We start from the raw sequence: 25,909 nt of genomic DNA on the forward strand, positions 1-25,909 counted from the left end.
ACGAAAATCTGATATATATATATCAATTATTGGATAAAAAGTCAAGCCTCTGGTGTATCCTCATCGCCATCACTACCAAAAATAGCTCGTTTGATATAGGTCCATGAGGCATGAGCAGCAAGCGGCAACGAGCCAATAAATGCAGCGCGGCCAATCTTGCGGAGGATTTTGGCCAGCCTTGGTTTACCGTTCTGTTCGGCGGTGTGGGCACCCGCGTAGGCAGACAACGCCAGCATCTCACCAGCCATGCCTAGTTTGCCAGATGTGGTTGGGCGCGTTTCACCTTTGTGTTTACTACGATAATTGGCGATGCCTGTTGCGGCGGCGTTTATCGTGTTTAACACGGCGATGGTGCCGATAACCGACTTTGGTGCTGCGCCTTTTTTCAGCATTTCATAGAGCAGTTTGAGCGTGACCACTTTATCGGTGATCGCGTCAACGGCCGCGCCGACATTACTCGTCTGTCCTGTTGCGCGGGCGACCGCCCCGTCAGCCACATCGATTGATCGTCCGATGATTACCTGTGCCAAGCCAGAAACCTCCTCAAGGTTTTCCGCACCGTCCCATGTCAACTTTCCACCCGCTAGACTCATCGCGTTAGGGATGGTCAAGGCGTCCCTAATCAAGGTGGTGATGTCACTGTCATTGACCGCCTCGCTGCTGGACACCAGTTCCCGACCTACCTTCATAAGATGTAGCCTATCATCAATTTGTCAAATTGGCAATGTTATCGCAATTATCGTAGTGCCCAATTATTCGCCCCGAGCGGCTTGACCACGCCGTTGATCTCTAGCATGGTTAGCGCCGTGGCGAAGTCGGCTGGGTTGAGGCCGGATTGTTGCTGTAGCTGGTCACCGTCTCTGAGGCCGGTTCGGAGTAAGTCGATGATAGTGTTTTCGGCTGGGGTTTCACCGAGGGGGATGACGGCTTGGTCAGTGGCGGATTGCGTGGTTGACGGGGCGATGACGTTGAGGATGTCTGTGGCGATGGTAGCGACGAGGGCGCCTTGTTTGAGCAGCGCGTTGCAGCCGGCAGACAGCGGACTGGTGATGTTACCCGGCACGGCAAAGACGTCGCGGCCTTGGGATAAGGCGTGAGCGGCGGTGTTTAGCGTGCCGCTGCGCTCGGCGGCCTCGGTGATGATGACAGCGTCAGCCAGACCAGAGACCAAGCGGTTGCGCTCTAAAAAGCTCCAGCGATTGACGACTTTACCGTCGCCTTTTTTCCATTCGGACAGAATAGCGCCGCCGTTTTTTATGATGTTCATGGCTAGTTTGTAATTGGTTTGCGGCGAGATGTCAGGTAGTTCATTGGGAATGACGCCGATGACTGTGCCGCCGGCCTCGAGGGCAGCTTTTTGAGCAATACCATCGATGCCGAGCGCCAAGCCGCTGACGATGATGCAGCCGGCTTTTGCTAGGTCGCCCGCCAGCTGCTCGGTCACCTCCCGGCCGTACGCCGAGGGTTTGCGCGAACCGACGATTGCCACGACTGGCGCGCTGCTCGTCGGCAATGCTCCCATGAAACACAAGCTTTTCGGTGGATTGGCAATACTTGCCAATCTCTGGGTAAAATTATGCTCATCTGGGCGGATTCTATTGATTTCCATGACTTTTGTGATAAAAAGTATTGACATGTTGTCAAATGCTTGCTATAATCAGGAGCGATTGGTTAGCCGAAGTGCTAATCAAAAGCACCTTATACCCCCTATTCTAACTAATATGTTAGGTTGCGCGCAATGGCATTAAGTATTCTTACCCTCCACTTTTTGCGATTCAACGTTACGCGCATACTAACCCCTTTAACTGCCCTTTTTTGAAGGCGACCTCTGTCAAGGTGAGCACTGGATGGTGTTGATATTATAATCAGGCGCGGACTTTTGGAGTTTTAGTCACGACGCTTCACTGAGACGGGAGCTCGGGTGGGTTGAAGGGTAACAAAGCGCCAGGTGATGCCCACCCTTACCTGGCGCTTTTTTAGTTGGGTTTTTTGGTGTAATCTTGCATTATGTGAGAGAATTGAGCGTGAATTAGCACGAGGTGACCTGCCGGAAAGCGAAGCGTTAGGTGGATATGCGTGAGCATAATATTGACTTTTTGTCTCTAAAATAGTATAGTGAATACATATGACGCAGATAATTGAGCACGATACGTTAGTCAAGTTAAGCCAAGAGCGCCCGTTGGTGTTCCGAGCCCAAGCGGCCACCGTCTTGGCGCGTGTGCCGCGGCGATTTCGACGAGACGCGCGGGTGCTGAATCGTAGCAAGCGCACAATGCACGACATGTTGACGGCGTGGCGGGACGAATGTTTGCCGAGGTTAGAGACGATCACCTCGGCGCATAATGCGACAATGTTGCAACAAGCGTTACAGGAGGATTTGCTGGCCGAGACGTCGTCGCAGCAACAGCTGATTGCCATGATGATACCGGTGCGGCTCGAGGAGGAGCGACTGGCCTTTGCGGGGTCGCAGCTTACGTCAAGGCGAGAAAAAAAGCCGTATCGACGAACGCTGGCGTTTGCCCAGCAGCCAATTGATGTCTGTCGGCAGCAGGTTGAAGATTTTATGAGGTATGAACTGTACCGGGCGGTGCTCGGTGAGGTTGGTGTGACTGTGGTGGATAAGCAGGCCCGGGGGCTGGTGCGATGCTGGCAGCGGCTGCGGGCTGGTCGTCAGGTTAAGAAACTGCGGCGCGAGGTAACCAGGCGCTTAGCGGCAATTGAGCGAGAAATGGTGGCGATTGAGCAGGAGCGCGGCGGCTTGGCGGCCCGGCTGTTCGGGCTGAATATTGATTATGTGACGGTGCTAGCAGCGCGGCAGGAGTACGAAAAGGCGCTGGGTCGGCTGAGTAAAAAAGCGGCCGAGAGCCCGGCGAAGCGGCTGGCGCTATATGAGAAAAAGACCGAAGCGATTCGCGAGGAGTACCTCGACACGGTGCCGGGTGTGGCGAATTTATCAGAGGCGCAGCGGGCGGTCAAGGAAATTGATTCGGTGCTGCTGGCGATTTTTGACCTAGACGCGACAGCACGCAACGAACTGATGAGCGCGTTTAAGCGCTACCGGATGCTGACGCGCGAGCGGGATATGCTACGGGCAAAGCTCGAGGTATAGTTTGTAGGAGAGATATCGGGCACCGTGTGGTTCGTTGGAATTGAGATAGCTGCTGCCGCGGCTGATTAGGCTTGGCTCGTCGTTTCGGTTGAGCCAGGCTGCGTATCACCAGCTGCCATGCAGGTCTGGCACACTCCTTCAAGTTCAAAGTGGTGGCGCTCGACACGGAAGTGATGGCGCCGGCCGATCAAGGCAATGAGTCGCTCTAGCTCTGGTGTCTCCAGTGGTTCGGCGTTATGACAGCGGGTGCAGTAGAGGTGGTGGTGATGCGTGATAAATGGCTCGGCGAGCTCATAACGGACTTTCCAACCGATGTGGATGGTGTTAATGACGTGGAGCTCGTGAAAGGTTTCGAGGATGCGATAGATGCTGGTGCGGTTAGTGTTCGGGCAGCGCTTGGCGATTTCAGCGATGGTCAGTGGTACGTCGATAGATTCGAGTGCTGTAAAGACTTCGCAGCGTGATTTGGTCAGGCGAAGGTCGGCTTGGCGAAAGATGTCGCGTAAGGTATCCATGTCGCAATTGTAGCACTTATTGCGACAAATTTGCAATAAGCTATGCAATACGCCATACTGATGAGCTATGAACGAATGTATTGAACGAGTGCTGAGCTTGCCGCAGCTCACACCTTCTGAGGAAGTGAATGCGGCATTTACTGAATTAGTTGAGACGGTGGTGGCGCACGGTGAAGAGCCACTGCTATGTGACGAGGATATGTGCCATCAGGTGCAGCGGCGCTGTGCGGTAGCCGAAGGAGAGCTAGAACGACACTGGTCGGGGCGTATCGCGGGGGCGGATAATCCGTGGGCAGAGTTAGAAGAAGCGTTTCCGTATCATGAGAATTATAAAGAGTTGACGCGGCGTGAGATTGAACTGCTGGGGCGAGCTGGGCTGCAGCTATGTAGCTCCTCAGAGGTAGCGATGATCGGTAGCGGGCCGTTGCCACTGACGGGATGGTGGCTACATCAGCTAGCGGGGGCGCGAATTACGCATGTTGACGCGTCGGACGAGGCGATTGAGTTATCACGCGGCCTTGCGGCGGCGCTTGATTGGCCGGGTGAATTTGTGACCGGGCCTGGTCAGTCGGTGGCGCTGGATGAGGGGCGATATGATGCGATATATGTGGCGGGGCTGGCTGGCGAGACGCTGGCGGAAAAGCAAGCAATTGTTGATCATGTACGACCAGCGCTTAAACCAGACGGGCGACTACTCGCACGCGGGGCGTATGGGGTGCGTACCCTGCTCTACCCAGGGTTTGACGCTGATGCTCTCGAGAGTGTGCAGCTGATGGAGGAATATCATCCGACCGATGACATTATTAATTCAGTCTTTGTGTACAAGCAGGCTGCATAGGCGTGAGAGTGTTGGAAGCCATTGAGTATTGTCGCAATAATCACAAATTACCTAGACGCCGAGGAATTCGTATGGGTTGGCTGGTTCGGTGGTTGGGGTGATGGTGGGGTTAGTGAGGACGTAGACGGCTTTGCTGCCGGATAGTTCACGTTTGATCTGACCGCGCACTTGTAGCCATTGATTATCGCGGTAGCGCTCGGCGTCTGGGGTCTTGACAAGGATGCTGATCGGGGTGCTGTCGACAGCGCAGCAGCTGATAACAAAGCGTGAGAGTTCAAAATAGCGGTTGTCGTAAAAGCCACTCGGGTCGCGTGCCACAAAGCCGGTGACGTCAATGGTTACACCGTCAAAAAAGCTATCGTTTGGACAGTCATCAAACGCGTTACGCCAGCGGTTCATGGAAACGGGCTTGCCATCAAGCGGCTCTGGTTTTTCACAACGGCCGGTCGTGCTGGTCGGTCCGGACGTGGCGCGATTGGCAGCGCTGGACGAGGACAACGGGCGCGGTGGCAGGACAATGGCCAGAGCGAGGATGCCGGCGGTGATGATTGAAAGTAGAGAGATTTTACGCCGCGGCTTTTCTGGACGCTCCGTGGTCGTTACGCCAGCGGAGGCTCGCTGCTTCCCTGCTAGGTTATGGCGCAGCTCTAGAACGATATCGAGGATTAGTAACATACTGCCAGCCATGGTCGCCACAACAGCGAGCAGATGGTAGCGCGGATGAATGTAAAAGCCGAGCTGGCCGCGAACAGCGATGAGGATGATGTAGCTACAGGCGAGTAGCCCGCCGCTAGCGCGTAACAGTGGGCCGAACTTAGCGCGCATAGAGATTGACTCCGATCCCTGCCGCGAGCGACAGACTGAAAATAATGAGCATGACCAGCAGGATAAAACGCGGACGGAAGGTGCTTCGCATGAGGAGGATGAGCTTGATGTCGATCATCGGGCCAGTCAGCAGAAAGGCGAGGACGGAGCCGTTGGTGAAGATACGGGCATAAGCCAGCGCAAAAAACGCATCGACGCTAGAGCAGATAGAGACGACAAAGCCGAGGCCGATCATGGCGATGACCGACAGGATGATGTCGCCGCCGACGGCGTTGATGATGGAGCGCGGAACGAAGACTTGGGTGGCGGCAGCGATCATGGCGCCAAGGACCAGCATGGTGGTGAGCTGCCAAAATTCGTTGCGAGAATCAGCGAGAATGTGGCGAAAAGTTGTTGGATGACGGTCGGTGCAAGAGGCAGCAAATGACGGCTGGAGGACGTGTTTGGGGTGAATAAAGCTGACGATCAGAGCGGTCAGCTGGACGATCAGAAAGCCAAAGCCGATGCGCCACCACACCATGCGTGGCTCAAAGCTAAAGGCGGTCATGGTGGCGATGATGGTGATCGGATTGAGGATCGGCGCGGCTAAGAGAAAGCTGATGACGTCGGCGGGCTTGAGGCCGTGCGCCAGGAGGCTGCGGGCGACTGGCACATTGCCGCACTCGCAGACTGGCAGCGCGATACCGACGAACGAGAGGAGAATACGGCGAATGAGCGTGTGCTTGGGCAGGATTTTCAGCAATCGGTCTGGCGGTAGGAAGCGGCGAATGAGAGCAGAAACGATGATACCGATAATGAGAAATGGCGTGGCCTCAACAATGACGCTGCAGGTTAGCGTCAGAAAATCTTGTGCCAGCGGCGCCAGTGTCCCGGCCCACGTCTGCGGCGGATGCGCGATCAGCCAGAGATCAATTTGTAAGCCGTACTGCATCACAACGATCCCAAACAAGCCGACGATCGTCCATCGGATTGCATCGCTGTGGTTTTTGAACCAGGCGCCAGCGCGCTGATATATTGTCTGTAGTGACGGCATAGTTTCTATTATACTACTCCCCGCCTAGCATGCTATACTAAAACTCAGTATGAAACATTGGCTCCACTCACATCACCCATTTCGGATTTTTTGGTTTTCGGCGCTGTTGACGCTGGCGCTAGGCGGGCTGATTTTCGGACATTTGGGCGCGAGCGGCTTGTGGTTGTTTGCAATTTTGGTGGTATTGGAAGTGACGTTTAGTTTTGATAATGCGGTGATCAACAGCAAGGTGCTGGCCGGCATGAGCCAGGTCTGGCAGAAAGTTTTCTTGACAGTTGGGATTTTCGTGGCGGTGTTCGTGGTGCGGTTCGTGCTGCCGATTATCATCGTTATGGTGGCGAGCGGCCATGGCTTTATGGAAGTGGTTGATCTGGCGCTGAATAAGCCGGCGGAATACGGCCATATTTTGCACGAGGCCTCGCCGATGATTGATGCTTTTGGCGGCGCGTTTCTGATTATGATTGGCCTCAGTTATTTTATCGATTATAACAAGCGCGTGCACTGGATGCGGCATGTCGAGCCATGGCTGGCTAAGGCTGGGCGGTTTGAGAATTTCAAGGTGTGTCTGATGCTTAGTGTGGCGGCGGTGCTGTATTTCACGGTTGAGCCGCCGCACCGGGTGCTGGTGCTGATCTCGTCGGTGTTGGGGATTATACTGCACATCGGGCTGGAACTATTTGGCTCATTCTTTCACGAGGATGATGTTAAATCAGTCAAGGTCAAGACCGGCTGGGCGGCGTTCGCTAGCCTGCTCTATCTGGAAGTGTTGGACGCTAGTTTTAGCTTCGACGGTGTCATCGGCGCCTTTGCTATCACCAGCAGTGTGCTGCTGATCGTGGCGGGTCTGGGTGCTGGAGCGATTTGGGTGCGGTCACTGACGGTGTATTTGCTGCGGACGGGCGTGCTCGGTAAGTATAAATATCTGGAAAATGGCGCGCACTGGGCGATCATGGCGCTGGGTATGATGATGATCGCCAAGTTGTTTCATCTGGAGCTGCCGGAATGGGCGACGGGCGGCTTGGGGCTGCTGTTTGTGAGCTTGGCGGTTGGCAGCAGTATGCTGGAGGCGCGAGCGATTAATTTACAGGAAGCAGCCGCGGCGAAATTGCATAGCGCTGAGCGGCGGTTGAAACACGGCGCGGCGAAGATTGTGCCGCGGAAGCGACGGTAATTGGTATTTGGATTTTTATTTTCGGACGGGAGCGTTTGCTATTGCGACATTGTTGCAATAAGCACTTTTAATTTCGCAGGCGTAATGATGTAGTGATATGTCGGGGGTTATAATTTGACGCTTATGGCTGAAATTTGATCGGATAAAAAGTCATGAATCATTGTTTGCACCGTTGGGATGGCCCAATTTTTCAAAATAGTTAATTCATCGCTATTAAAATTCATCATAACAAAACGGTCGGTTGAGACTTGCCGCCGCAGTAGATTGTCTGTACCGATACGAATATGCCAAAAGTCAGAACCAATGTGAGCATGAAGCGATTTTAAGCCGTTGCTGCCAGCGTCGCGGCCGCCTTTACGGATACGGATTTTACCAAAATCAAGGTCAGTGTCGTCATGAATAACCAGTAAATCATCCAGCGTCAATTTATAAAAATCCATGAGTGCCCGCGCGGCAACGCCGACTTCGTTGTAGTACGTCGTTGGTTTGACCAAGAGAACTTTTTCCTGCGGACTAGCGGTGCGCGACTTTGCGTTAGCGGTTGAGGCTAGCTTGACATTATTTAGCTTAGCAATATCCGCAAAGAATTTGGGCTTATTGCTAAATTGTGCGCTCTGCCCTGCTGCCAACCGGTCAATTACTAAAAAGCCAGCGTTATGCCGCGTGTAAGCGTACTTGTCGCCAGGATTGCCGAGGGCCAGAATGACTTTCATAGCCTTAGTATATCACCTTGGCTGTGATGACGTATAATAGAGGTATGGCGAAACGCGATGATGATTTGGAATTTAGTGTTAATGCGGCGTTTGACGAAGCGCGGGCGGTTGTTGACAAGGTGCCGCTGTATTTGGTGAACGGCTCGCTGGGCGCTGGCAAGACCAGCGTGCTGGAATTCTTATTGCAACAAAGTGACTATAAGAGCGCGCGAGTGATTGAAAATGAATACGCCAATGAAAATGTCGACGGCTACAGATTGGAAGGGCTGGCGGAGATGGTGACGACGTTGGCTGGCGACTGCGTCTGCTGCTCGTCGAAGCATGCGCTGACACGGATGCTGCTGGACTTTTGTCGTAATTCTCCGGCGCCAGTGTTTATCGAGGCGACGGGCGTGGCGCGAACGATGAACTTGGTCGAGAAATTGATTAATGCACAAATCTTCAATAAGTATGAGCTGATGCAGAGTTTTTACGTGATCGATGCGCACGAGATTCTTAACGGTGTCGAGCCGGCGCACGAGATTCTTAACGGTGTCGAGCCGGCGCACGAGGTTGAACTGCAGGCAGCAGACGTGATTTTAGTGACCAAGGAAGATTTGCTAAGTGAAAATGAGCGCGCCGAGTACGAGGAAAAATTGCACACTCTGCCCTACGCCAAGGTGTTCAGCGCGCCGCACGGTCGGTTTGACCTCAGTAAATTAATCACGCCGTCGGGGCTGTTGGCGTTTTTTGATACGTATGACGGCGAACTGGCGGTGCCGGATAATCCGACGTACGCGGTGCTGGATGTGTCGGGTATGAATATCGCGGCGTCGGCACTAGAAAACATGTGGCCGGAATTGTTCAGGGCGTATGGCCTGCGGCGAATGAAGGGCTGCTTCATCAACGACAACGGCGCGCGCCAGCATGTGGAGGCAACCGAGCAGCAGATTCAGTTAACTAGTGCCAGGCCCGAGGAAGCGGCGAAGATCGTACTCATCGGCGAGCGAGCGGATGAGATTACGCGCGACGTGCTGCAGATGCAGCTGATGATGTTTGAATAAATTATTCCAATGAAAATAGCCCACCGAACGAGCTCAAGCCGGAACTGGATATATCTCAACCCAGGAGATGCAAGTGATGCATCTCAACCAGTTTGAGTTCAGTCGGCGAGCTATTTTCGGTGGGCGCTAGCCCAGTAGCGATGCCGCTAGTTTTGCTTGCTCTTCCAACGCAGCATCAATGCCCTCGAGGATGAAGATACCCAGCGCTCCTGCGCTGAGAGCTCCGCACTGGGTAGCGCAGAGTAGCTGAAGTTGCTGTGCAATTTTCTCTCGGATGATTTGCTGCTCCTCCTTTGAAAGACGCAGCATTATCTCGGTCCCGATGTTCGTAGGGAGGGCGAACCTGATGTTACCGATTTCGGGCGATGCGATCTCGATAGTAAACATGACGCTTTCCTTCCAATAAAAAGCTCAAAGCTAAAGGGCGACTTCTGCCCCTTATCGAAAACTTTGAGCTAGAAGCTGATATATATATCACTAATAGAACAAAATGTCAATGGATTTTGTCAAAAATGTGGTGTAATATTTTTTCTCACTCCTGGTATGATCATGGACAACTTTTTATAGAAAATAGTAGCCGGTGTTTTCTGTGAGTGGCTGTTCTGCTCTCCCCGCGCTATGCCGGGTCGCTAATTATGACTCGCCTAGATCTTTCGCAGCGGAGATGGTCACCGTTGCCGCTCTCAAAATCGTCCGCAAATTTGCAGCGGTGATGGCCTTCGCTAGCGCATGCTTTGTCAGCGGCGCGGCGGTTTTCTGGTAAAAATAAATTGGCGCGGGGTTGTAGAGCGGGTCAGTTTTGAAGGCTTTGGCGAGGTTGTTTAGGTGGTCGGCATGCGGGGTGGGGTCAAACGCTCGTAAATAATTCTGCGCTGCTTTGCCTGCATTTTGCCAATCGAAAGATTTTTTAACGGTGTAGGTTTGGCTGACCGAATTGCCGTCATGGTAGGCGGTGAATTCGCTATGGCTGGACGGATAGACTGGCGCTCTGTCAAAGCACGCGCTGCGCACCAGGTCGAGCAGTATCGGATACATGCAGAAAAAGGCGGCAGTCGCCTGAGTGCTGGCATCAGAAACTTCAATCGTCAGTGTAATATCTATAAAATCCTCCGGCTGATAGTCAATTTCCAGCGGTGGGTCTATGGCTGATTTGGTAACTTTGTCAGGTCTGGCGGAGCTGGGTCTAGTGAAAGCTTTTTGACAGCGCGCCAGTTGTTTGCGTAATTCTTTTTCATCCCAAATGACAACGTTTGATCTCATTTCCGCTTCAATGTGGGCGACGGATTCGTTAATCATGGATAAGTCAAACGGCTTTACATCGGCGATGACTTTTTCAAATAGCGTAATTGATTCGTGAGTAAAGAACGCGACGTCAAAAAAGACGCTTGATTCGGATGTCGTGCCGTATAATTCGCCAATAAAGGCGCGTTCGCCGCCGGACTTTTCTACCATCCGTAAGAACCGCCGAATAACCAAGTGCTCAAACAAATGACAGACGTCATGGTCGGCTGGTAGGTCGTAGGCAGAATATAGCTTGTGAATCATAGGTTTATTGTAACAGGGTGAGTACCCCGCCCCAACAGATTGTACTGCCAGGGTGGAGTCTTCTCGAACTCAGAAGCTCTTGAACGGAGCCTTGTTGTTCGAGGTTCCTGAGTCGCTACGGTTGGTCAGCGACCTAGGAGCGTCGGCCTTCGGGGTCGACGACTTGGGGGTGAGCACGCTGCTGATAGTGGTCTTCGGCAACGTGCTGGGAGAACCACCGAAGCCGAACCGCTGGCTGCCGCTCTGGCTCAGGCTGTCGTGATGGTTCTTGTTGCTGTTCAATCCCTTTTGGGGACGTCCAGTTGCCATAGTAAACTCCTTTTGGAGTCGGGCGAGAATGGACCTTCTCGCAAACGGCACATTTGACACATGGCATGAGTCAAATGCGAACCCAGTGCGAAACTGCACGAAAGGCTGATATATATCAATACGAGAACAAAACGTCAAGGGTTTTTGTCAATAATGCAATAATATTATGAAATTTTGTCAAGAACAACTAAGTGTTCACTATGCGGTGTGCGCGGGAAAAAGTTGTAGCCACGGTGCCAAGCGATGCGGTAGTGCTGTTGGAGTAAAGCGACGTCGCGGGCTTGGGTGACGGGATTGCAGCTGAGATAGAGGATGCGCGGTGGCAGTTGTTGCAACAATGTCGCAATAACGTCGGGATGGAGGCCGGCGCGCGGCGGGTCAACGATGACGATTTCCTTGTCTGTAATGTGGTCGAGGGCTTGTTCGCTGGGAGCGAGAATGGCGCGGGCGTTGGTGCGGCCAAGTTCGGTGATGTTACGCTGCATTTCGGTGACGGCGTGTTCGTTGATTTCCACCAGCGTGGTGTTGTCGCTGCCAATGGTTAGGCCGATGGTGCCGACGCCAGCGTAGAGGTCGAGGGTTGATAATTTGACAGCTCGAATATCATCATAAAATAATCCGGGACCCACGTAAAGTTGCCCAGATTTTTTCTGAGATATTGCTCGCTGTTGACTATCGGTGTTGTCATGTGCCGCCAACTGATCCAACTGGCGCTCTTGGCGCGCCTTATTGTACGGTACCCATTCCCGCATATCGCGCAGCGCCTGCTCGTAAACTGGAATGTTAACCTGGAAAAAGCCTTCGCAGGCGTAGCGAAATGGCACGCCAAGAATGGTGTCCGTCAGATTGGTATCGCCGAAATGTGCCAGGCGCTCGGTGATGCGGCTGGCTGGGGAGCGCGGGTCAGAATAGATGACTTCCCCGCCCTGAGCTGGTAGCGTGGCGGCTTCAGTAGCGGTGATAATTTCGGACAAGCGATCCTTGATATATAGCTGCCACACGCAACTCCCCGACTGATCGCAGCGGATGAGTAGGGTCTTGAGCTGGCGAGCCACGACGCGTTTATGGCGCAGTAAATCGCGGATCGCACGCGCCAAATGGTTGATTTCTGGGTGTGCCAAACTTGTGCCCTCGACGACAATCTTACCCTTGCTGCCGCGACGGAAAAATGCCAAGTCAAGCGTATCACCAGATGATTCTTCACGGTCGCTATCCGCGTCTATCCCTCGGGTATCATCATAAAATAATCCGGGACCTGAGATAGCCCCAGGTTCTTTCTGGGACACCGCTCGGGATACTACCGATTCACTATACCAACTAAATTCAACTTTGTTGCGATAACCATATGCGACATTGTCGCAATAAATATCAATCGCCGCTGGTAGTGTGACATTATGCAGTGTAAACGCATCATTAATCAACTGTGCCTTATACGTCTGCTCAACTTCGAGCGGCATAATCTGCCACGGGCTGGTCGATAGATAACTATCCGGGTCGCGCGGCTGAATGCGGTCGGGGCTTGGCGAGATTACTTCCTCGACAACTGCTTCGACAAGGTGCGATTTCTTTTTGGTAATGCGAACAGTGACGGTCTCGCCAGGCAGTCCGCCCCATACAAAACACTTGCGGCCATCGGCCAGCGTCCCTAGTGCTTGCCCGCCGCCAACGATTTTCTCTAGTGTCAGCGTCTCAAAACTCTGTCGCTTCATCAAGAGTTATTATAACAGATTAGAAGTTGCACTCTGGCACACCGCCAAACCAGCCGTTCTGCATATTGCGGCCAGTGCGGCAGGTGGTGCCATCCGAGAGCGGCACCTTTATGGCGTAGCGGGTCGGCACGACGCTGGAAGCGTGGGTCGTGTCAGTGGCTGCGAGATACCAATAATCACGGCCTTCGTGGTCTTTTGGCAGCTGCTTGATGTAGCGTGGAATGAGGAGTGCGCCGAGCTCGCCGCCATTACAAATTTTCATATTAGCGGTGTTATAAATGGTGCAGGCACTCGTCGGCCATGGATATTCGCCGTTGTCCGAACGATATTTCTCGATCGCCTCCTTGAGCATTGAAATATTTGACTTGGTTTCGTTGTCGCGAGCGGTGTTGTAGGCATTGCGCCAGACGAGGCCGCCCAAGGTAGCGAGGATCGCGATGACCACGATGATAATGATAATTTCGACGATAGTAAAGCCATACTGCTTATGCATATGACGATTGTAGCGCGTTTTGGGCCCGATCGCAAGGCTGGTAATTAGGTGATTATTATGCTACACTAATCCTTGGTATTGGGCCGTCGCCAAGTGGTAAGGCACCAGGTTTTGGTCCTGGCATTCGGGGGTTCGAATCCCTCCGGCCCAGCCATAGAATTACACATCGACCGTCTAGTCCGGAGTGGCTGGGCGGTTTATTTGTATGATTTGGCCTATTGTGTAGATATCCCTCATCTTTGTGTCCATATCTTGCTTAGACTCAGCGCCATATGTGTTGAGTATGAGGAAGATGTTAATCTCTAAACCGCTCTTGCTTAATTATGCGGCTTCTTTCTCTCTCATAAGTCTCTGCAAGCTCACGCAGTGATGCTGCAAGATTTATAAAACCTAAAGACTCAATCTCATCTGCGCGATTTTGCCATTTATCTCTCAAGAATGCCTCAGCCTCGCCCGTTTCGTCTACTGCGTGCATACCACGTGCATTACGAATACCCATGTTGTACCCAGATCTCATAGATACTGAATCATTTCGGTCTAAAGTTTTTGCTACCGTTTTGTTGATCCATAAGCCGCTTTTGTCTTCAGGGGAGTTTATTAGGTATCTACCTATAACAGATTGGGCAACGTCTAAGTGTCCACTCGCCTTACACCTCTCTTCAACCTTGTGTATCCAGGCAGTAAAGTTATCTTCTCGAAATGTGCCATATTGGTCTATGCCCGGCATGATCGTAAAGTCATTAAACAATAATGATAATACTTTAAATAGTCTGTATCGAATAGCCTCGTCAAGCTCTTGGTGCTTAGTGCCGTGAGGGTCTGATTTGTAAATCTTAATTAAGTCGCAGAAAAAATCTGCATCATTTGCAATTCGATATATTAATGCTCGCGGTTGTCCTATGCCGTGTTTTCCGAATAGTTTAAGGTGGGCCCATTCTGCCCCCCATAAGTTCGTTTTCGTATAGTCAATATTGTCGTATAAATACTTGAATACTCGACCTATTTCGTATTGTAAGTTATTTGTGCTTGAAATATTCTCGGTGGTATTTAATGATGTCATTAGTGCTTGTAGACATAATTCTGGATCAATTTGCTCTTTGATAGAGTCCACAGTCCCATGAATTATCAAGGCAATATATTCAATTGCGGCCAGAGGGCGCTTTGCCTTCAAGAGGCTCTTAACTGCAGCTTCGGAATATTTGTCATCCGTACGTCGAAAATTATCGACCCTATCCCAGTATCTTTTAGTAAGGTCTTTATCTTGTTGTGCGGCCAATAGGTCCCAAGCGCTTTGACCGAATGGCAAAGCTAGAAGAAGTAGAATCTTTTGTTCGTTATTCCAGCTGGCAAAATCTAACTTATTGACCCAGTTGATGTCACCTTTATAATAGAAATATCTCGTATAAATGAAGTTACTAATAAATTCTTTTTCAGCTTTATTCTCGTTGAGGAATTTAGGCAATAACATATTTTCGATGGATGGATAATCTATAGAGCCCAGGCTAGATCCTATGGTGTACGGAATCTTGGCTCGGTTAATAAGCTTATCCAGCTGGCGAATGGCATTATCTGAGTTTAAAATCTTGAGAAGTGATTCTCGCTGTTTCTCTTCCAGTTCTTTCTTGCCTTTTTCCCAGTCGTTATAGCCTATTAAGTCATGGTCGTAATTACTAAATAGATATATAGACTTATATAGATCATCCTCAGGCTCTATATCATCGGCAATTTTTTTAAGTATCTCTGCTCTTTTGCCTTCATCTTTACTACGCCGATCTAGATTATTTATTTTTTTAAGTAATACCTCCCATACTACTTGCCTATCTTTATCAGCCATGTTTAGTAGGTACTTATTTAGTTGGCTGGTAAAACTCGGCAAAGTATCGTCTGTAAGATGGTCAACGTTATTGATTACATCAACAATTTCTTGAAGAGACTCGGCTGTATCTATGTAGAGATTTGAATAGTATGAACTCTCCTTCCACAGTTCTTGTTGCGTAACAGGCTGAAGGGTATTGGTAATATCTAGCCACTCCGGGAGCTCTCTCTCCATGGTTGTTAGAGTCATATTCGGTAACAGGCTCTTGAGCAGCTCTCGTCCGACAGCCCTATGCTCATCGACTATTTTTTCGACCACGCTGTGCCGAACATCTAAGGAGGCGAGCGTTTTCGGCTGCCACGGCAGGATCGTATGCAGGATGGTATCTAGGGAGCGTTTTTTATTCTCTGTCTGATAAATTTCGAGGGTTGCAATCTTGGCTAATGCTAAACTAGCTCGTGAAAAATATTTTTTATCCCAAGATAAATCAGCCAGCGCCCAGCGCAAACCAGTCATGTAATCCGACTGAAAGAATGAATCGCCCGAACTCTCCTTTATGACTATCGCAATTGGATTGTTATTTTTCATTTCAAGGGTGTTTTCTAGCTTTGACAAGAACTGAACTGGAGACGCCTGGGCGATTAAAGAGGTGTTGTCCGTGATGCTCATCCATAGTTTGGGATTTTCATTATCAGAAAGCAATCTGAATACTGTATTATTTGCTGTGTTGGTTATTTTGCTGGCAGAACACTTACTAAGTATGTCCTGGTTATTTGCAAGCATAGCCATACCATTTGCTACACCAGTCCTAATTACCGCTGAATATGCTCGGCTCTTTTTGTAAATATTAGCCATATATCTTTCGTCTATTGGCAAATCTAGCGCTGGATTAATTTCACTCAGGATCCTTAAGTAAATATCCGCAAAATCATCAATGTGGTTGTCATAAATATATTTACTTAGCTGCTCAATCGTAGATTTAATATCAAGAACCTTCCACGTGGTATCTCTTAGTTCTAGCACTTGCTCATCGGTAGAATTTATTTCTTGGACTACGTCTAACAAGGAGTCTTCATCACATCTTAGCAATTCAGACACTATTTTTTTATCATTTGAATTTGCAGAGTCAAATTCACCAATTAAACATAGTAATGCTAACTCTTTTTTGTGTGCTGTTTTAATTGTGATCTTGTTTTTTGACGGTTCTGTTTTTTTGACTAATTGATTTTCACCCGGTAAGCCCACTACATCATTTTGTCGGATTACTTTCTCTTCTTCGAATATCTCCAGTAGTTTTTTAGGCAGATCATCTTTTAATAGCTCTATCTGGTCTTTATTACGAGTAGCTACATAATGACAGAGCCGTTCCCATACAACTTTAGGGCTTACGTTATCTTTCCATTTTTTCTGTGCCAAGATGCTATGAATCAGGGCGACATTAATATCACCGTCTTCAAACAGATTCTCATGCATGTCAGATTTTATTATGAAGAAAGATTTCAAGAACTCAAATTCCACTTCTCTGTCTAAAGTGACACCATTATTGGCTAGTATTAGTTGTTCACGCAGACGTTTAAGACCCTCGCGCTCCGGTTTGCCTCTACCCAAAGTCTTATTATCGTAGTTTTCCCAAAACTGATCAGCCGACTGATAAGAGCTTTGAATATGAGTCAGTATATTCTTTAGCCCAATTCCATTACTATCAAGACCGCCAGTGACGAGCATTATTCTATCAGAGTTCCTATTAAAGCTCTGGCTGTTAAAATCGTTCCAAGCATCTTTTATGGTTTTTGTAAATTCACCGTTTGAAAGACGAACTTTTCGCTTTACCTGAACCAGTAGCGTCTTTTCTCTTCTCGGGTTGTTCAGGTCTTTAAGGGTTACTTCGCAATCATCAGTCTTCTTTCCATATCGCTCTGCCTGGAGTATTATCCTCGTTACTTCGCAGTTGTCCATTCTCGGCACTAGGCCTCCTGTTATCATTTGAATAACAAAAAACGCCTGTACGGAGTGCTCAAAAACATACCCATCGCCAGCTGCGGATATGGGGTTTGTGTATTTTTTGTTTATTATTGGACTGCCGCTGCTCATGATATAAAATTATAGCATTTATACTAATATCTACACCCCGCTATTGCGAGTAGAACTGATCCATCATGGCCGACAGTGTTGAGTCAAGTTCAACCTGCCCTAGCTCATCGACCCCAATATACCGCAGCTCGCTGACATCTGTCGTGGTTGTGGGTGGCGACACGAGGCGAACTTGGTAGGCGATAATGAGCACTGGGGTGTCGAACTTTTTGCTCCATGTTGGGATGATGATCGGCGCTGCGCTTGCAATTTCTATCTCGGCGCCCAGCTCTTCTCGGCACTCACGCCGCAAGGCCTCGGCTATGCCCTCGCCGTGCTCCAGCCCGCCGCCGGGTAAATCCCATGTATCGCTTCTCTCGCGGACGAATAGTAACTTTCCGTCCTCATAGATCAGTCCCTTGACCGACACGCGATAGCTGGCTCGGATATGTTTGAGCTCAGGCATGATCATTCCTCCTGCCCCGCCACTTGTGTATCTCGCAGGTGGTGATCGGGATGATGAATGAGGCCAGGCCGATGAGTGCGCCGTGCCAGAAGTTGATCGGCGTGATGTGGAGGATTGTGCCAAGCGGGCCAAAGAAGACGAGTAGCTGTAACAGTACCGACAGGCCGATGCCAGCGTAAAAACTGGCGTTCATAACCTTGAGGCGGGTGAAGATCGATTCACTGTCGGAGCGGGCGTTGAAGGCATTGGCCCACTGGCTGACCACTAGCGAGATAAAGGCCAGCGTCTGCGCGTAGTCGTGGCCGTAATGCTTCTCGAAAAAGATATAGACGGCCAGCGCCATGACCGACATGGTAGCGGCGACGATGACCATCCGCCAGATCATTTGACGGCTGAGAATCGGTGCGTCGGGGTGTTCCGGTGGGCGATTCATGGCTTGCTTTTCACCCGGTTCCAGGCCAAGCGGAATGACCATCGAGGTGTCGGTCACTAGATTAACCCAGAGGATTTGCACCGGCTCCAGCGGCGTCTTGATGCCGATGAGCAGCGCGCCGAGCATGGTGATCAGCTCGCCAGTATTAGTCGACAGTAGATAAAACAGCATCCGGCGGATGTTGGCGATGATGGTGCGCCCCTCGCGCATGGCGTCGATGATGGTCTTGAAATTATCGTTGAGCAGAATGATATCGCCAGCGTCTTTGGCGATGTGTGAGCCCGAACCCATAGCCACGCCGACATGAGCGTTAGTCAGCGCCGGCACGTCGTTGACGCCGTCGCCAGTCATGGCGGTGATGTGGTGTTTTTTGAGAATGGTCAGCAGGCGGTATTTTTGCTCGGGGATGACGCGGGAGAAGACTTTGGTTTTGGTGACGATGGCGTCCAGCTGATCATCGGACAGCTTGGCCATGTTACGGCAGTCAAACACTTCGTCACGATTTTCAACCATGCCAAGTTCTCGCCCAATCTGATAGGCCGTCTCGAAATGATCACCGGTGATCATCCGCACCGACACGCCCGCTTTCAGGGCCGCCCGGATGGCCCGCGGCGCCTCTGGTCGCAGTACGTCAGCCACGGCCACGAAGCCAGCAAGTGTCAGGCGCTGCTTGCCCAGTTGATCAAAGCCATCAATTGCCTCATCTAGCTCGCCCGTCGCCAGTCCAATCACTCGGTAGCCGCGGGCGGTCATCTCGTCAAGCATTTGCTGGGCGTGCTTTTTGGTGCGGGCCGACACGCGGCACGCTGCCAGAATGGCTTCGGGCGCACCCTTGACGTACAAGCGAAACTGCCGGCCGTGATGCCAGACGGTGGCGGACATGGCGTGGGCTTGACTAAATGGTACGTCGCGAACTGGTGCGTGGCGCGGGCTGGCGCTCTGCCTGCGGGCGTACTCATTGAGGGCGATGTCCAGCGGATCGTGGCTCTTGGCGTGAGCGCGGTTGACCGCCAGCCCGATGATGCGGTCGATATTCTCTGTCGCCTCGTCCGGCGTCCAGGTTTGCTGTACGGTCAGCTTGTTCTTGGTTAGCGTGCCTGTCTTGTCAGTAGCGATGGTGGTGATGACACCGATGGTCTCGATGGCGCGCATCTGATGCACCAGTGCCTTTTTGGTGGCCATCCGCCGCATCCCCAAGACTAGCACCACGGAAATCGCAATCGGCAAACTCTCCGGCACGGCGCTCACCGCGAGGGCCATGACGAAGCGCAGACTCTCGAGTACATCCATGCCGCGCAGCAAGCTCAGCCCAAAGGCGACGAGGGCGATAGCCGAGACAGCGGCGATGACTCTGGTGATCAGGGTGTCGATTTTTCGCTGGACTGGGCTTTGGGTTGATTCGCGCCTCGAGAGCATGGCGAGATTACCAAACTCGGTCTGATTGCCGGTGGCGACGACCACGCCGGTGCCGGTGCCGCTGACGACGAATGAGCCCTGAAACAGCATGTTGGTTTGCTCGTACATTTCTTTGGTGCCGGTGAGGGCGTCGGTTTGTTTGGAGATCGGCAGTGATTCGCCGGTCAGCTGCGCCTCGTCCACCCGCAAGTTGGCGCTACGAATGAGGCGGATGTCGGCGGGGACTTTCTCGCCCTCGGCTAGTGAAACGACGTCGCCCGGAACCAGCTGGCTGGCGTCGACGTGCGTGGTGCGATTGACACGGTGGTGGACATCAACTTTTTGGGCATCGTGGCGCGACAGGCTGCGTAGCACGCGGTCGGTCGAGAATCGCTGAATGTAGAAAATAACGGCCGAGATGGCGGCGATGACAAAGATGATGATGGCGTCAATGGCCTCGCCGTGCCAGAGGCTGATGATGGCGGCGATGAGCAGGACGAGCATAAAAATGTCGAGGAATGGCTCGAGGATGATGCGCCAGAGCGGTTCAGATTGGACTTTGATGACGTTGAGGCCGTAACGTTTTTGGCGGCGCTGAACTTCGGCCGCGCTCAGGCCGCTATCCGAGGAACCCAGTCGCCGCAGTACCTCGTCGCTTGATGATTGATAAAAATGCATACGGTTATTATAGCGTGAAGTGTGGTTTGGGGGAAATGATAGCAAGCGGCTTGGGGTATAGCTTGAAATAGTGGGTAGTCATTGTACCTAGTTATAGCTGAGGTCACTATTCTGCAACAGTTAATTACAGGCAAAAAGGTGCGCCTCCGGCTTCTGCCTCGCGCACCTCTTGCTCGAGATGGGGGTTGTATGAGTTGATCATCGTCGGTCGACCCGGTCGCTTCACGTACCGTAAGTGACGTGGGCCGCACCAGGCCTGACGCTATGCTCGTAGCTTCTTATCTTTCAGCTTCAACACCACGTCCGCCTGCTTAGCCAGCTGCTTGCTGTGAGTGACGACGATGACGCATTTGTCATTTTCGTGGGCGGCTCGGCGCAGGATGTCGATGATGTCGGCGGCGGTGGTTTCGTCCAGGTTGCCGGTCGGCTCGTCCGCCAAGATAATCGGTGCATGTGAGACGAGGGCTCGACCGATCGCTACGCGTTGTTGCTGACCGCCGGAAAGCTTCATGACGTTGCGGTGAATGTGATCGTCGTCCAGGCCCATGGCGTGCAACGTTTCGTTGGTGGCTTTAGGATTAACTAATTTCAAGTTTTCCAGCGGCGTCAGATAATCGATCAGGTTATAATTCTGAAACACCAGCGAGATATTGTGCTTGCGATGATGCGAATAACCCTGCTCGGCGATGTCTTGATCATCGAACAAAATCTGCCCGCCAGTCGGTGTGTCGAGCCCCGCTAGCAGTCCCAGCAGTGTCGACTTGCCGGCGCCAGAACTACCGACGATGGCGTAGAATTTGCCTTTTTCAAATTGATAATTGATCCCATTCAGCACATTGCTAGTGCCGTCAGCGTATGAGTAAATGATATCGCGTAAAGTAAGTATTGACATAGTACTCCTAACTTAATTTTGCTAAAATTTGCTTTGGTGATTGGCGCATGATTGGCGCGGTGGCAGCGATGGCTGATAGCAGAACGACCATGTAGCCGAAGGCGAAAGCCTCTAGGTAGGTCGCTACTGGCGCGGCGTGTACCGCAGTCTTTTCTATGTGCTGGCTTTGGTCAGTTTGCGCTGTCAGGGCAGTAGAAATCTGTGATGAGGCGACCGAGCCGATGGCGAGCGCGAACACCGAGCTCACTAGAGCGATGATCGCCAGCTCCGCCAAGAACTGCCCGATAATCTGCCGCTTCGACGTGCCGATGGACAGCAAGATACCAATTTCATGCAAGCGGCCGCGCACCCAGAACACCAACACCAGCGACAAAACTGCCAGCCCTGCCCCGGCCGCACCGATGGTGGCAATCGTCAAGATGTTTTGGATGCCAGCGATGTTTTGGAGAACTCCAGCGAACACGGCCCCGTTGTCAGTTAGGCTAAATTTTTGCCAATCAACGTTTGGTAAGCTTTTGACATGGTCTGTTAGCGACTTCAGCTGATGCGGATTTTCGGCGAAATATGTCGCTCGCGTCAACTGCTGGCTACCTGTCAGCTGCTGCGCCGCAGCTAAGTTGGTTATGACATGATTCTCCGCCATGTCGGATTGCAAGACCGCTGGCTTTTCACCTTTGCCGCTGAAGATACCCATGACAGTCACCGTCACGCGCCGGCCGTCTTTGGTGATGTCCAGCTTGTCGCCTGGCTTGATATTATTTTTCTCGGCAAACGTTTTGTGAATCAGGGCCGCGTTTTGATCGCGCTCGGTCAAGTGCTTGCCCTGCTCCAGTTGGTAAAATTTACCAGTGAACTCGCCGAGCAGATTGCTCTCTGTCGCACCCGTCACCTTCGCTTCGCCAGCGATCCCAGTGTCCAGCTGCACGCCACTGCCTGCCACGTCGATCAATTGTTTGCTTGGCAGTCCCGCGGTAGTTTCTGATTGGAAATTATGTGCTTTGACCTTGTCCAGGCGTTGCACCTGTCGTGCCATCTCCATCGGCACTTCGCCCGATGGCTGCTTGCTGGCGATGCTAAAACCGGCACGAATGTTCCGCTCGACCGATTGCTTCAGCTGCGCCATCGTTTGTTGCACCGTCAGCGTGCCGATGAGCAGCATGAAAATCAGCGTCATGATCAGGGCGATAGTCAGGCTGCGACGCCGTTTGCGCGCCACAGCCGTCCAGGCTCGTTTGATAATCGTCATCATTCGCCCCTAGTCCACTTCGGTTAGTAATTCTTTCGGCGTTGACTGGGTAATCGGCCGCGAAGCCAGCAGTACCGCAATGATAATCACCGCCAGTCCAGCGCCCCACACTGCTAGCAGATCCGCCGGCTGCACGCCAACCGTTACCTTGTCCAGCGTCCGCGATGACGTCACCGAGTCAGCGTCAGCACCGAGCGACGCGCCGTTCAGCGAACTGCCAGCTTGGCGCGTGGCATTCTGTGCCGCCTGCGACACAACATGATCGCCCAGTTGTTGTGCGATCAGCCCTGCGGTAAAGTACGACGCACCGAAACTCAACATCGCGATCATCACCAGCTCAGCGATATATTGCAACACAATCTTTGACTGCGGCACGCCCGTCGCCAAGAGCACGCCCGCTTCGCGCTTACGCTCGTTCATCCACAAGTACAGCACCATGCCGATCACCGCCACGCTAACCAGCGCCGTTACCCACAACATACCGTCGATCAAGCCGTACACGCCATTCACCGCACCAGTCACGCCAGCCAGTTCCTGACTATTCTTATTCAATTGATACTTTTGCCAATTAACCGACAGTTTATTCGCCCGCGCCATCACCTCATCCAGCTGCTTAGTGCCTTTGGTGAAGAACGTGGCGTCCTGGTAAATCTCATTTTGCGCTGTATAGGCATTCAACTGGCGAGTTGTCGTGAGGTCAGTCAAGAACAAATTCTCGAACAGCTCCACCTGATAGGTCGCCTGCTTTGGGTTCTTGCCGTTAAATATACCGACGATTTCCACTTCCACCTCGTCCTTGGATGGATGCTCGTTGTCGGTGTCGTATTGGTTAGCCTTCAGTTTAATTTTACTGCCAAGCTTCAGGTTGTTAGCCTTGGCAAAATCTTCGTGCACCAAAATCTTGTGCGAATCGTTTTCGGTGATGTGCCGGCCAGCGATGAGCTTGAGCGACTCAGCGCGGAACTTCTTCTCGGACTCAGATTTATTGACACCGATGATAGTCGCAGCGTTGCCAAACTGCTTATCTTTCTCGGCATCATAGCCGCTGCCACCGCTCGGTAGTGGCACCAGTTTGGTGTTGATAAAATCGACCGTGGCGTTCTGGCGCTTGACATAGTCCGTCACGCCCTCCAGATTTTTCACCGCGTCGATGTCTTTATTCGACACCGTTCCCGAACCGCGGGCCGTTCCCGGATTGGTGCGCGGATTATTGCCCAGCGTGAAGCCGGCCTTGAGCGTTTTATCCAGCGACTGCGCCGCCGCGTCGGTCGAATGCTTGATGGCAAATCCACTCAGCATAATCGTCGACATACACAGCAAAATCGCCAGCAAAATCAGCGTTTTGAGTTTTTTCCTGGTGATATATAACCAGGCACGTTGCATGAATGACATAGATCTCCTTTCTTGTTTCTATGTCAGTGTAGCAAGAGTGTGTGAAGGGAATGTGAAATGGAGAGGTTTATAGTGAGTTCGAGTACAAAACCAATATATAATGCATGGCACTGTGTTTACATAGTGCATGCATTTTGCTATAATTACAAGCATCGCTATGGTCAGATAAGCCTAAGATTTCGACCGAACGCTATTTCTTGTCTTTTTGTATTCTAGTTTGCCTCAAGAATGTCAGTAATACTAGTAACTCTTTGATTTCAGCCATAAATAGTCGCGCCTATAGGGTGCGACTATAACAAATATGTGTCTTAGACGTGACCTTGTTTAACGAGATAAGAAGTATTGACAGTATAGAAGATAGGTTGTAGAATACAGAATAGACTACCGAGATCCGGTAGCGTGCAGCTTAAAAGCTAGCATCGACACCATCTGAAGGAGTGTGTTGTCGAACATGAGAGAGATCAGCGACGCTCAGGTCGGAGATGTCTTCGGGCCATTCTCCAACCTCGAGTTCTACCCTGGGCAGGTCGTCAGGACGAACTGTGGTAAGGAATTCGTCGTACAGTCTGATGGAACTATCAGATGTACCGCCTCTTCCCTTTCTACGCTCTACGATCGTGGGGCGCGAACTGGGTCTGAGCCCATTGGCGCTAGCGGCGTGTTTGCACGCCGAGATGGTGGCCGAGAACACAACACCCAGTACTACGAGGATGGTTACCGTCTCTCTAGGGATACTGGTCCTGGCGGTGATCACAAAGTCCATTGGACTGATCAGAGAGTGAAGAACAAGTCTTCTTCGCGTCGACACCGTCCTCCCAGTGACGCTCGGTAGTCGTCAGGGAGGTGCGCATTCAATTTCTGTTTGCGCACCTCCCATTCAACCTAGTTATTCTTCTCTATAATCCTTGAAGATCTTTTATATATAGACTCTATATCATTTTCTATTTTTTGTATTGCTAACATATCACTGGCTTGAGATGTTGCTATGCCATCAAAGTTGCTCGCCAAATCATCCCAGTCAATTGTTGGGTAGTCAACTTTATCGCAGTCAGTCAACCGCGCCATTGCAAAGCACAATACATCAAGAGACTCGGCTGTCTCGCGTTTGTCTTGCGAATCTCGGTAGAGATCAATGATTTCGCGAGCAATGATCGCTTGATGAACATATTTGTCGTCAATTTTCATATGTCCATTTTAACACAGTAAGAGCGCCTAACTATTGTCGTTTCGTTGGCTTATTTCTCTACCCCTTAGTTCCAAGGGCATTCTGTTGATTATCTATTCTATCACCATAGAGCACATAAGGGGGGGCGAAGTATTCACTACCCTGCGCCCTAACTACCCATTATCCTAGGATACCCTATGCTCCTGGTTTTGATGTCGGGGTGTCTTTCTTTGGTTCGGCGTCCTTTTCGAATTTGGTGTTTTTCAGTTCTTTTTTGAGGACGCTGCCTGCGATAAAGCGGACTTTGGCCTCTTCAATAATACTAGGATTGACGTCTTTTTCTTCGGCGACGCCTTTGGATTTGAGCGTAACGTGGAAATAACCAAGCTCGCCCAGGTGCACGCTGTGACCTTTGGCAAGCAGTGATGCCAATTCCTCGCCCAAAATCGTCAAAACCGCCTGAATATCCGTCTTACTAACAGTGGTAGAATGGCGAGCAATATTATCGGAGAGTTCGGGCAAGTCGATGCGGCCAGCTTCCGATTCGCGGGCATAATACTTTGGCGGATCAGCTGGTTTGGCTGGATTTTTCATCTTAACGGCTTTATATTTCAATGTCATTTGGCTATCCTTTCCGTTGATTAATCAACACATTGTAGTAGAACTTTGAGACTACCACGGTACTTTTTCTAAACTACCACGGTACTTTTCGAAAAGTACCACGTTGGTTTTCGCCGAGCGGGCGTTACCTCTTAAAAAGCATGCGTACCGGTAGGTAAATTGGAATCTGGAGGCTATCAAAACACCGCTTAACGAATTGTCTTTCCGCGAGTTACATCACCACCCCACCTCCTTTCGGATTACAGCCGCCGCAAGCCGCGATGCTGATTATGGTTTTAGTATAGCATGGACGGGGCGGAAAGGCGATGATGTAACATCAATTATGTATACCATAAACTAGATTTTACATAATTATCTCCAGAAAGTATTGACAAATATTGATATATATATATACTTAATCTTGGACTATCAATTCAGATAGACCCGGCTTTC

Annotated in this window: 23 protein-coding genes and 1 tRNA gene; 5 read left to right on the forward strand and 19 right to left on the reverse strand. The window is 51.1% G+C overall.

Translation table 11 applies throughout. The annotated features are described in order from the left end of the window. Positions 1 to 41 precede the first annotated feature (41 nt). Together FBF28_01400 and dprA are read right to left on the reverse strand one after the other, a co-directional pair. Complete coding sequence (locus FBF28_01400) at positions 42 to 689, reverse strand: hypothetical protein (GenBank protein QJU08222.1); 648 nt, start codon at positions 687 to 689, stop codon at positions 42 to 44. A gap of 47 nt (positions 690 to 736) precedes the next feature. Then, on the reverse strand, positions 737 to 1,636 hold the full coding sequence (dprA, locus tag FBF28_01405; GenBank protein ID QJU08223.1) for a DNA-protecting protein DprA: 900 nt from the start codon (positions 1,634 to 1,636) through the stop codon (positions 737 to 739). A gap of 489 nt (positions 1,637 to 2,125) precedes the next feature. Between dprA and FBF28_01410 the strand changes: the two genes are divergently transcribed. Further along, the gene (locus FBF28_01410) at positions 2,126 to 3,109 is read left to right on the forward strand and encodes a hypothetical protein (protein QJU08224.1); all 984 of its coding nucleotides are present in this window, start codon (positions 2,126 to 2,128) and stop codon (positions 3,107 to 3,109) included. Positions 3,110 to 3,174: 65 nt separating this feature from the next. Here FBF28_01410 and FBF28_01415 read toward each other — a convergent pair whose 3' ends face one another. Beyond that, a complete protein-coding gene (locus FBF28_01415; protein QJU08225.1) occupies positions 3,175 to 3,624 on the reverse strand; it encodes a transcriptional repressor in 450 nt (149 codons plus the stop codon). A 67-nt stretch (positions 3,625 to 3,691) separates the two neighbouring features. On the opposite strand from FBF28_01415, the gene FBF28_01420 reads away from it, so the two are divergent. Continuing rightward, positions 3,692 to 4,462 carry a methyltransferase domain-containing protein gene (locus FBF28_01420; GenBank protein QJU08226.1) on the forward strand — a complete coding sequence of 257 codons (771 nt, stop codon included), beginning with the start codon at positions 3,692 to 3,694 and terminating at the stop codon, positions 4,460 to 4,462. Positions 4,463 to 4,513: 51 nt separating this feature from the next. Here the strand turns inward: FBF28_01420 and FBF28_01425 are convergent, their stop codons facing one another. After that, entirely contained in the window at positions 4,514 to 5,287 is a 774-nt protein-coding gene (locus tag FBF28_01425) for a TIGR03943 family protein (GenBank protein QJU08227.1), read from the reverse strand. Beyond that, positions 5,277 to 6,320, reverse strand: coding sequence for a permease (locus FBF28_01430; GenBank protein QJU08228.1), 1,044 nt, complete (start codon positions 6,318 to 6,320; stop codon positions 5,277 to 5,279). Before FBF28_01430 ends, FBF28_01425 begins: the two co-directional genes overlap by 11 nt. A gap of 49 nt (positions 6,321 to 6,369) precedes the next feature. Here FBF28_01430 and FBF28_01435 point away from each other — a divergent pair, with 49 nt between their 5' ends. Further along, positions 6,370 to 7,491, forward strand: a complete 1,122-nt coding sequence (locus FBF28_01435; GenBank protein QJU08229.1) for a DUF475 domain-containing protein — start codon at positions 6,370 to 6,372, stop codon at positions 7,489 to 7,491. Positions 7,492 to 7,598: 107 nt separating this feature from the next. On the opposite strand, the gene FBF28_01440 is transcribed toward FBF28_01435, so the two are convergent. Beyond that, entirely contained in the window at positions 7,599 to 8,204 is a 606-nt protein-coding gene (locus FBF28_01440) for an aminoacyl-tRNA hydrolase (protein QJU08230.1), read from the reverse strand. 23 nt (positions 8,205 to 8,227) lie between these two features. Between FBF28_01440 and FBF28_01445 the strand changes: the two genes are divergently transcribed. Continuing rightward, positions 8,228 to 9,247: a hypothetical protein gene (locus tag FBF28_01445; protein QJU08231.1), complete on the forward strand. Its 1,020-nt coding sequence runs from the start codon at positions 8,228 to 8,230 to the stop codon at positions 9,245 to 9,247. A gap of 126 nt (positions 9,248 to 9,373) precedes the next feature. Here FBF28_01445 and FBF28_01450 read toward each other — a convergent pair whose 3' ends face one another. The 5 genes from FBF28_01450 to FBF28_01470 all read right to left on the reverse strand — a co-directional run bounded on the left by FBF28_01450 (position 9,374) and on the right by FBF28_01470 (position 13,303). Further along, the gene (locus tag FBF28_01450) at positions 9,374 to 9,556 is read right to left on the reverse strand and encodes a hypothetical protein (protein ID QJU08232.1); all 183 of its coding nucleotides are present in this window, start codon (positions 9,554 to 9,556) and stop codon (positions 9,374 to 9,376) included. 324 nt (positions 9,557 to 9,880) lie between these two features. Further along, on the reverse strand, positions 9,881 to 10,792 hold the full coding sequence (locus FBF28_01455) for a hypothetical protein (protein ID QJU08233.1): 912 nt from the start codon (positions 10,790 to 10,792) through the stop codon (positions 9,881 to 9,883). A 69-nt stretch (positions 10,793 to 10,861) separates the two neighbouring features. Beyond that, positions 10,862 to 11,101: a hypothetical protein gene (locus FBF28_01460; protein QJU08234.1), complete on the reverse strand. Its 240-nt coding sequence runs from the start codon at positions 11,099 to 11,101 to the stop codon at positions 10,862 to 10,864. A 164-nt stretch (positions 11,102 to 11,265) separates the two neighbouring features. Further along, complete coding sequence (locus tag FBF28_01465) at positions 11,266 to 12,810, reverse strand: class I SAM-dependent RNA methyltransferase (GenBank protein ID QJU08235.1); 1,545 nt, start codon at positions 12,808 to 12,810, stop codon at positions 11,266 to 11,268. 19 nt (positions 12,811 to 12,829) lie between these two features. Next, the gene (locus tag FBF28_01470) at positions 12,830 to 13,303 is read right to left on the reverse strand and encodes a hypothetical protein (protein QJU08236.1); all 474 of its coding nucleotides are present in this window, start codon (positions 13,301 to 13,303) and stop codon (positions 12,830 to 12,832) included. 79 nt (positions 13,304 to 13,382) lie between these two features. On the opposite strand from FBF28_01470, the gene FBF28_01475 reads away from it, so the two are divergent. After that, a tRNA-Gln gene (locus tag FBF28_01475) sits at positions 13,383 to 13,457 on the forward strand. Positions 13,458 to 13,598: 141 nt separating this feature from the next. Here the strand turns inward: FBF28_01475 and FBF28_01480 are convergent. The 8 genes from FBF28_01480 to FBF28_01515 all read right to left on the reverse strand — a co-directional run bounded on the left by FBF28_01480 (position 13,599) and on the right by FBF28_01515 (position 25,477). Further along, positions 13,599 to 17,210, reverse strand: coding sequence for a hypothetical protein (locus tag FBF28_01480; protein ID QJU08237.1), 3,612 nt, complete (start codon positions 17,208 to 17,210; stop codon positions 13,599 to 13,601). A gap of 40 nt (positions 17,211 to 17,250) precedes the next feature. Further along, the gene (locus FBF28_01485) at positions 17,251 to 17,661 is read right to left on the reverse strand and encodes an NUDIX hydrolase (GenBank protein ID QJU08238.1); all 411 of its coding nucleotides are present in this window, start codon (positions 17,659 to 17,661) and stop codon (positions 17,251 to 17,253) included. Then, complete coding sequence (locus FBF28_01490; protein QJU08239.1) at positions 17,648 to 20,161, reverse strand: cation-transporting P-type ATPase; 2,514 nt, start codon at positions 20,159 to 20,161, stop codon at positions 17,648 to 17,650. Before FBF28_01490 ends, FBF28_01485 begins: the two co-directional genes overlap by 14 nt. Before the next feature lie 262 nt (positions 20,162 to 20,423). After that, positions 20,424 to 21,053, reverse strand: coding sequence for an ABC transporter ATP-binding protein (locus FBF28_01495; protein ID QJU08240.1), 630 nt, complete (start codon positions 21,051 to 21,053; stop codon positions 20,424 to 20,426). A 7-nt stretch (positions 21,054 to 21,060) separates the two neighbouring features. Beyond that, on the reverse strand, positions 21,061 to 22,302 hold the full coding sequence (locus tag FBF28_01500; GenBank protein ID QJU08241.1) for an FtsX-like permease family protein: 1,242 nt from the start codon (positions 22,300 to 22,302) through the stop codon (positions 21,061 to 21,063). A gap of 6 nt (positions 22,303 to 22,308) precedes the next feature. Beyond that, positions 22,309 to 23,691, reverse strand: a complete 1,383-nt coding sequence (locus tag FBF28_01505) for an ABC transporter permease (protein QJU08242.1) — start codon at positions 23,689 to 23,691, stop codon at positions 22,309 to 22,311. Positions 23,692 to 24,573: 882 nt separating this feature from the next. Next, complete coding sequence (locus FBF28_01510) at positions 24,574 to 24,876, reverse strand: hypothetical protein (GenBank protein ID QJU08243.1); 303 nt, start codon at positions 24,874 to 24,876, stop codon at positions 24,574 to 24,576. Positions 24,877 to 25,051: 175 nt separating this feature from the next. Continuing rightward, positions 25,052 to 25,477 carry a DNA-binding protein gene (locus FBF28_01515; GenBank protein ID QJU08244.1) on the reverse strand — a complete coding sequence of 142 codons (426 nt, stop codon included), beginning with the start codon at positions 25,475 to 25,477 and terminating at the stop codon, positions 25,052 to 25,054. Positions 25,478 to 25,909 lie beyond the last annotated feature (432 nt).

The sequence above is a fragment of the Candidatus Saccharibacteria bacterium oral taxon 488 genome, from assembly GCA_013099195.1.
Lineage (GTDB): Bacteria > Patescibacteriota > Saccharimonadia > Saccharimonadales > Saccharimonadaceae > Nanosynbacter.

Bases quoted from the DNA above. Each gene is read 5' to 3' on its own strand.
- FBF28_01400 (QJU08222.1), bottom strand. From the start codon at position 689: ATGAAGGTAGGTCGGGAACTGGTGTCCAGCAGCGAGGCGGTCAATGAC.
- dprA (QJU08223.1), bottom strand. From the start codon at position 1,636: ATGTCAATACTTTTTATCACAAAAGTCATGGAAATCAATAGAATCCGC.
- FBF28_01410 (QJU08224.1), top strand. From the start codon at position 2,126: ATGACGCAGATAATTGAGCACGATACGTTAGTCAAGTTAAGCCAAGAG.
- FBF28_01415 (QJU08225.1), bottom strand. From the start codon at position 3,624: ATGGATACCTTACGCGACATCTTTCGCCAAGCCGACCTTCGCCTGACC.
- FBF28_01420 (QJU08226.1), top strand. From the start codon at position 3,692: ATGAACGAATGTATTGAACGAGTGCTGAGCTTGCCGCAGCTCACACCT.
- FBF28_01425 (QJU08227.1), bottom strand. From the start codon at position 5,287: ATGCGCGCTAAGTTCGGCCCACTGTTACGCGCTAGCGGCGGGCTACTC.
- FBF28_01430 (QJU08228.1), bottom strand. From the start codon at position 6,320: ATGCCGTCACTACAGACAATATATCAGCGCGCTGGCGCCTGGTTCAAA.
- FBF28_01435 (QJU08229.1), top strand. From the start codon at position 6,370: ATGAAACATTGGCTCCACTCACATCACCCATTTCGGATTTTTTGGTTT.
- FBF28_01440 (QJU08230.1), bottom strand. From the start codon at position 8,204: ATGAAAGTCATTCTGGCCCTCGGCAATCCTGGCGACAAGTACGCTTAC.
- FBF28_01450 (QJU08232.1), bottom strand. From the start codon at position 9,556: ATGCTGCGTCTTTCAAAGGAGGAGCAGCAAATCATCCGAGAGAAAATT.
- FBF28_01455 (QJU08233.1), bottom strand. From the start codon at position 10,792: ATGATTCACAAGCTATATTCTGCCTACGACCTACCAGCCGACCATGAC.
- FBF28_01460 (QJU08234.1), bottom strand. From the start codon at position 11,101: ATGGCAACTGGACGTCCCCAAAAGGGATTGAACAGCAACAAGAACCAT.
- FBF28_01465 (QJU08235.1), bottom strand. From the start codon at position 12,810: ATGAAGCGACAGAGTTTTGAGACGCTGACACTAGAGAAAATCGTTGGC.
- FBF28_01470 (QJU08236.1), bottom strand. From the start codon at position 13,303: ATGCATAAGCAGTATGGCTTTACTATCGTCGAAATTATCATTATCATC.
- FBF28_01480 (QJU08237.1), bottom strand. From the start codon at position 17,210: ATGAGCAGCGGCAGTCCAATAATAAACAAAAAATACACAAACCCCATA.
- FBF28_01485 (QJU08238.1), bottom strand. From the start codon at position 17,661: ATGATCATGCCTGAGCTCAAACATATCCGAGCCAGCTATCGCGTGTCG.
- FBF28_01490 (QJU08239.1), bottom strand. From the start codon at position 20,161: ATGCATTTTTATCAATCATCAAGCGACGAGGTACTGCGGCGACTGGGT.
- FBF28_01495 (QJU08240.1), bottom strand. From the start codon at position 21,053: ATGTCAATACTTACTTTACGCGATATCATTTACTCATACGCTGACGGC.
- FBF28_01500 (QJU08241.1), bottom strand. From the start codon at position 22,302: ATGATGACGATTATCAAACGAGCCTGGACGGCTGTGGCGCGCAAACGG.
- FBF28_01505 (QJU08242.1), bottom strand. From the start codon at position 23,691: ATGTCATTCATGCAACGTGCCTGGTTATATATCACCAGGAAAAAACTC.
- FBF28_01510 (QJU08243.1), bottom strand. From the start codon at position 24,876: ATGAAAATTGACGACAAATATGTTCATCAAGCGATCATTGCTCGCGAA.
- FBF28_01515 (QJU08244.1), bottom strand. From the start codon at position 25,477: ATGACATTGAAATATAAAGCCGTTAAGATGAAAAATCCAGCCAAACCA.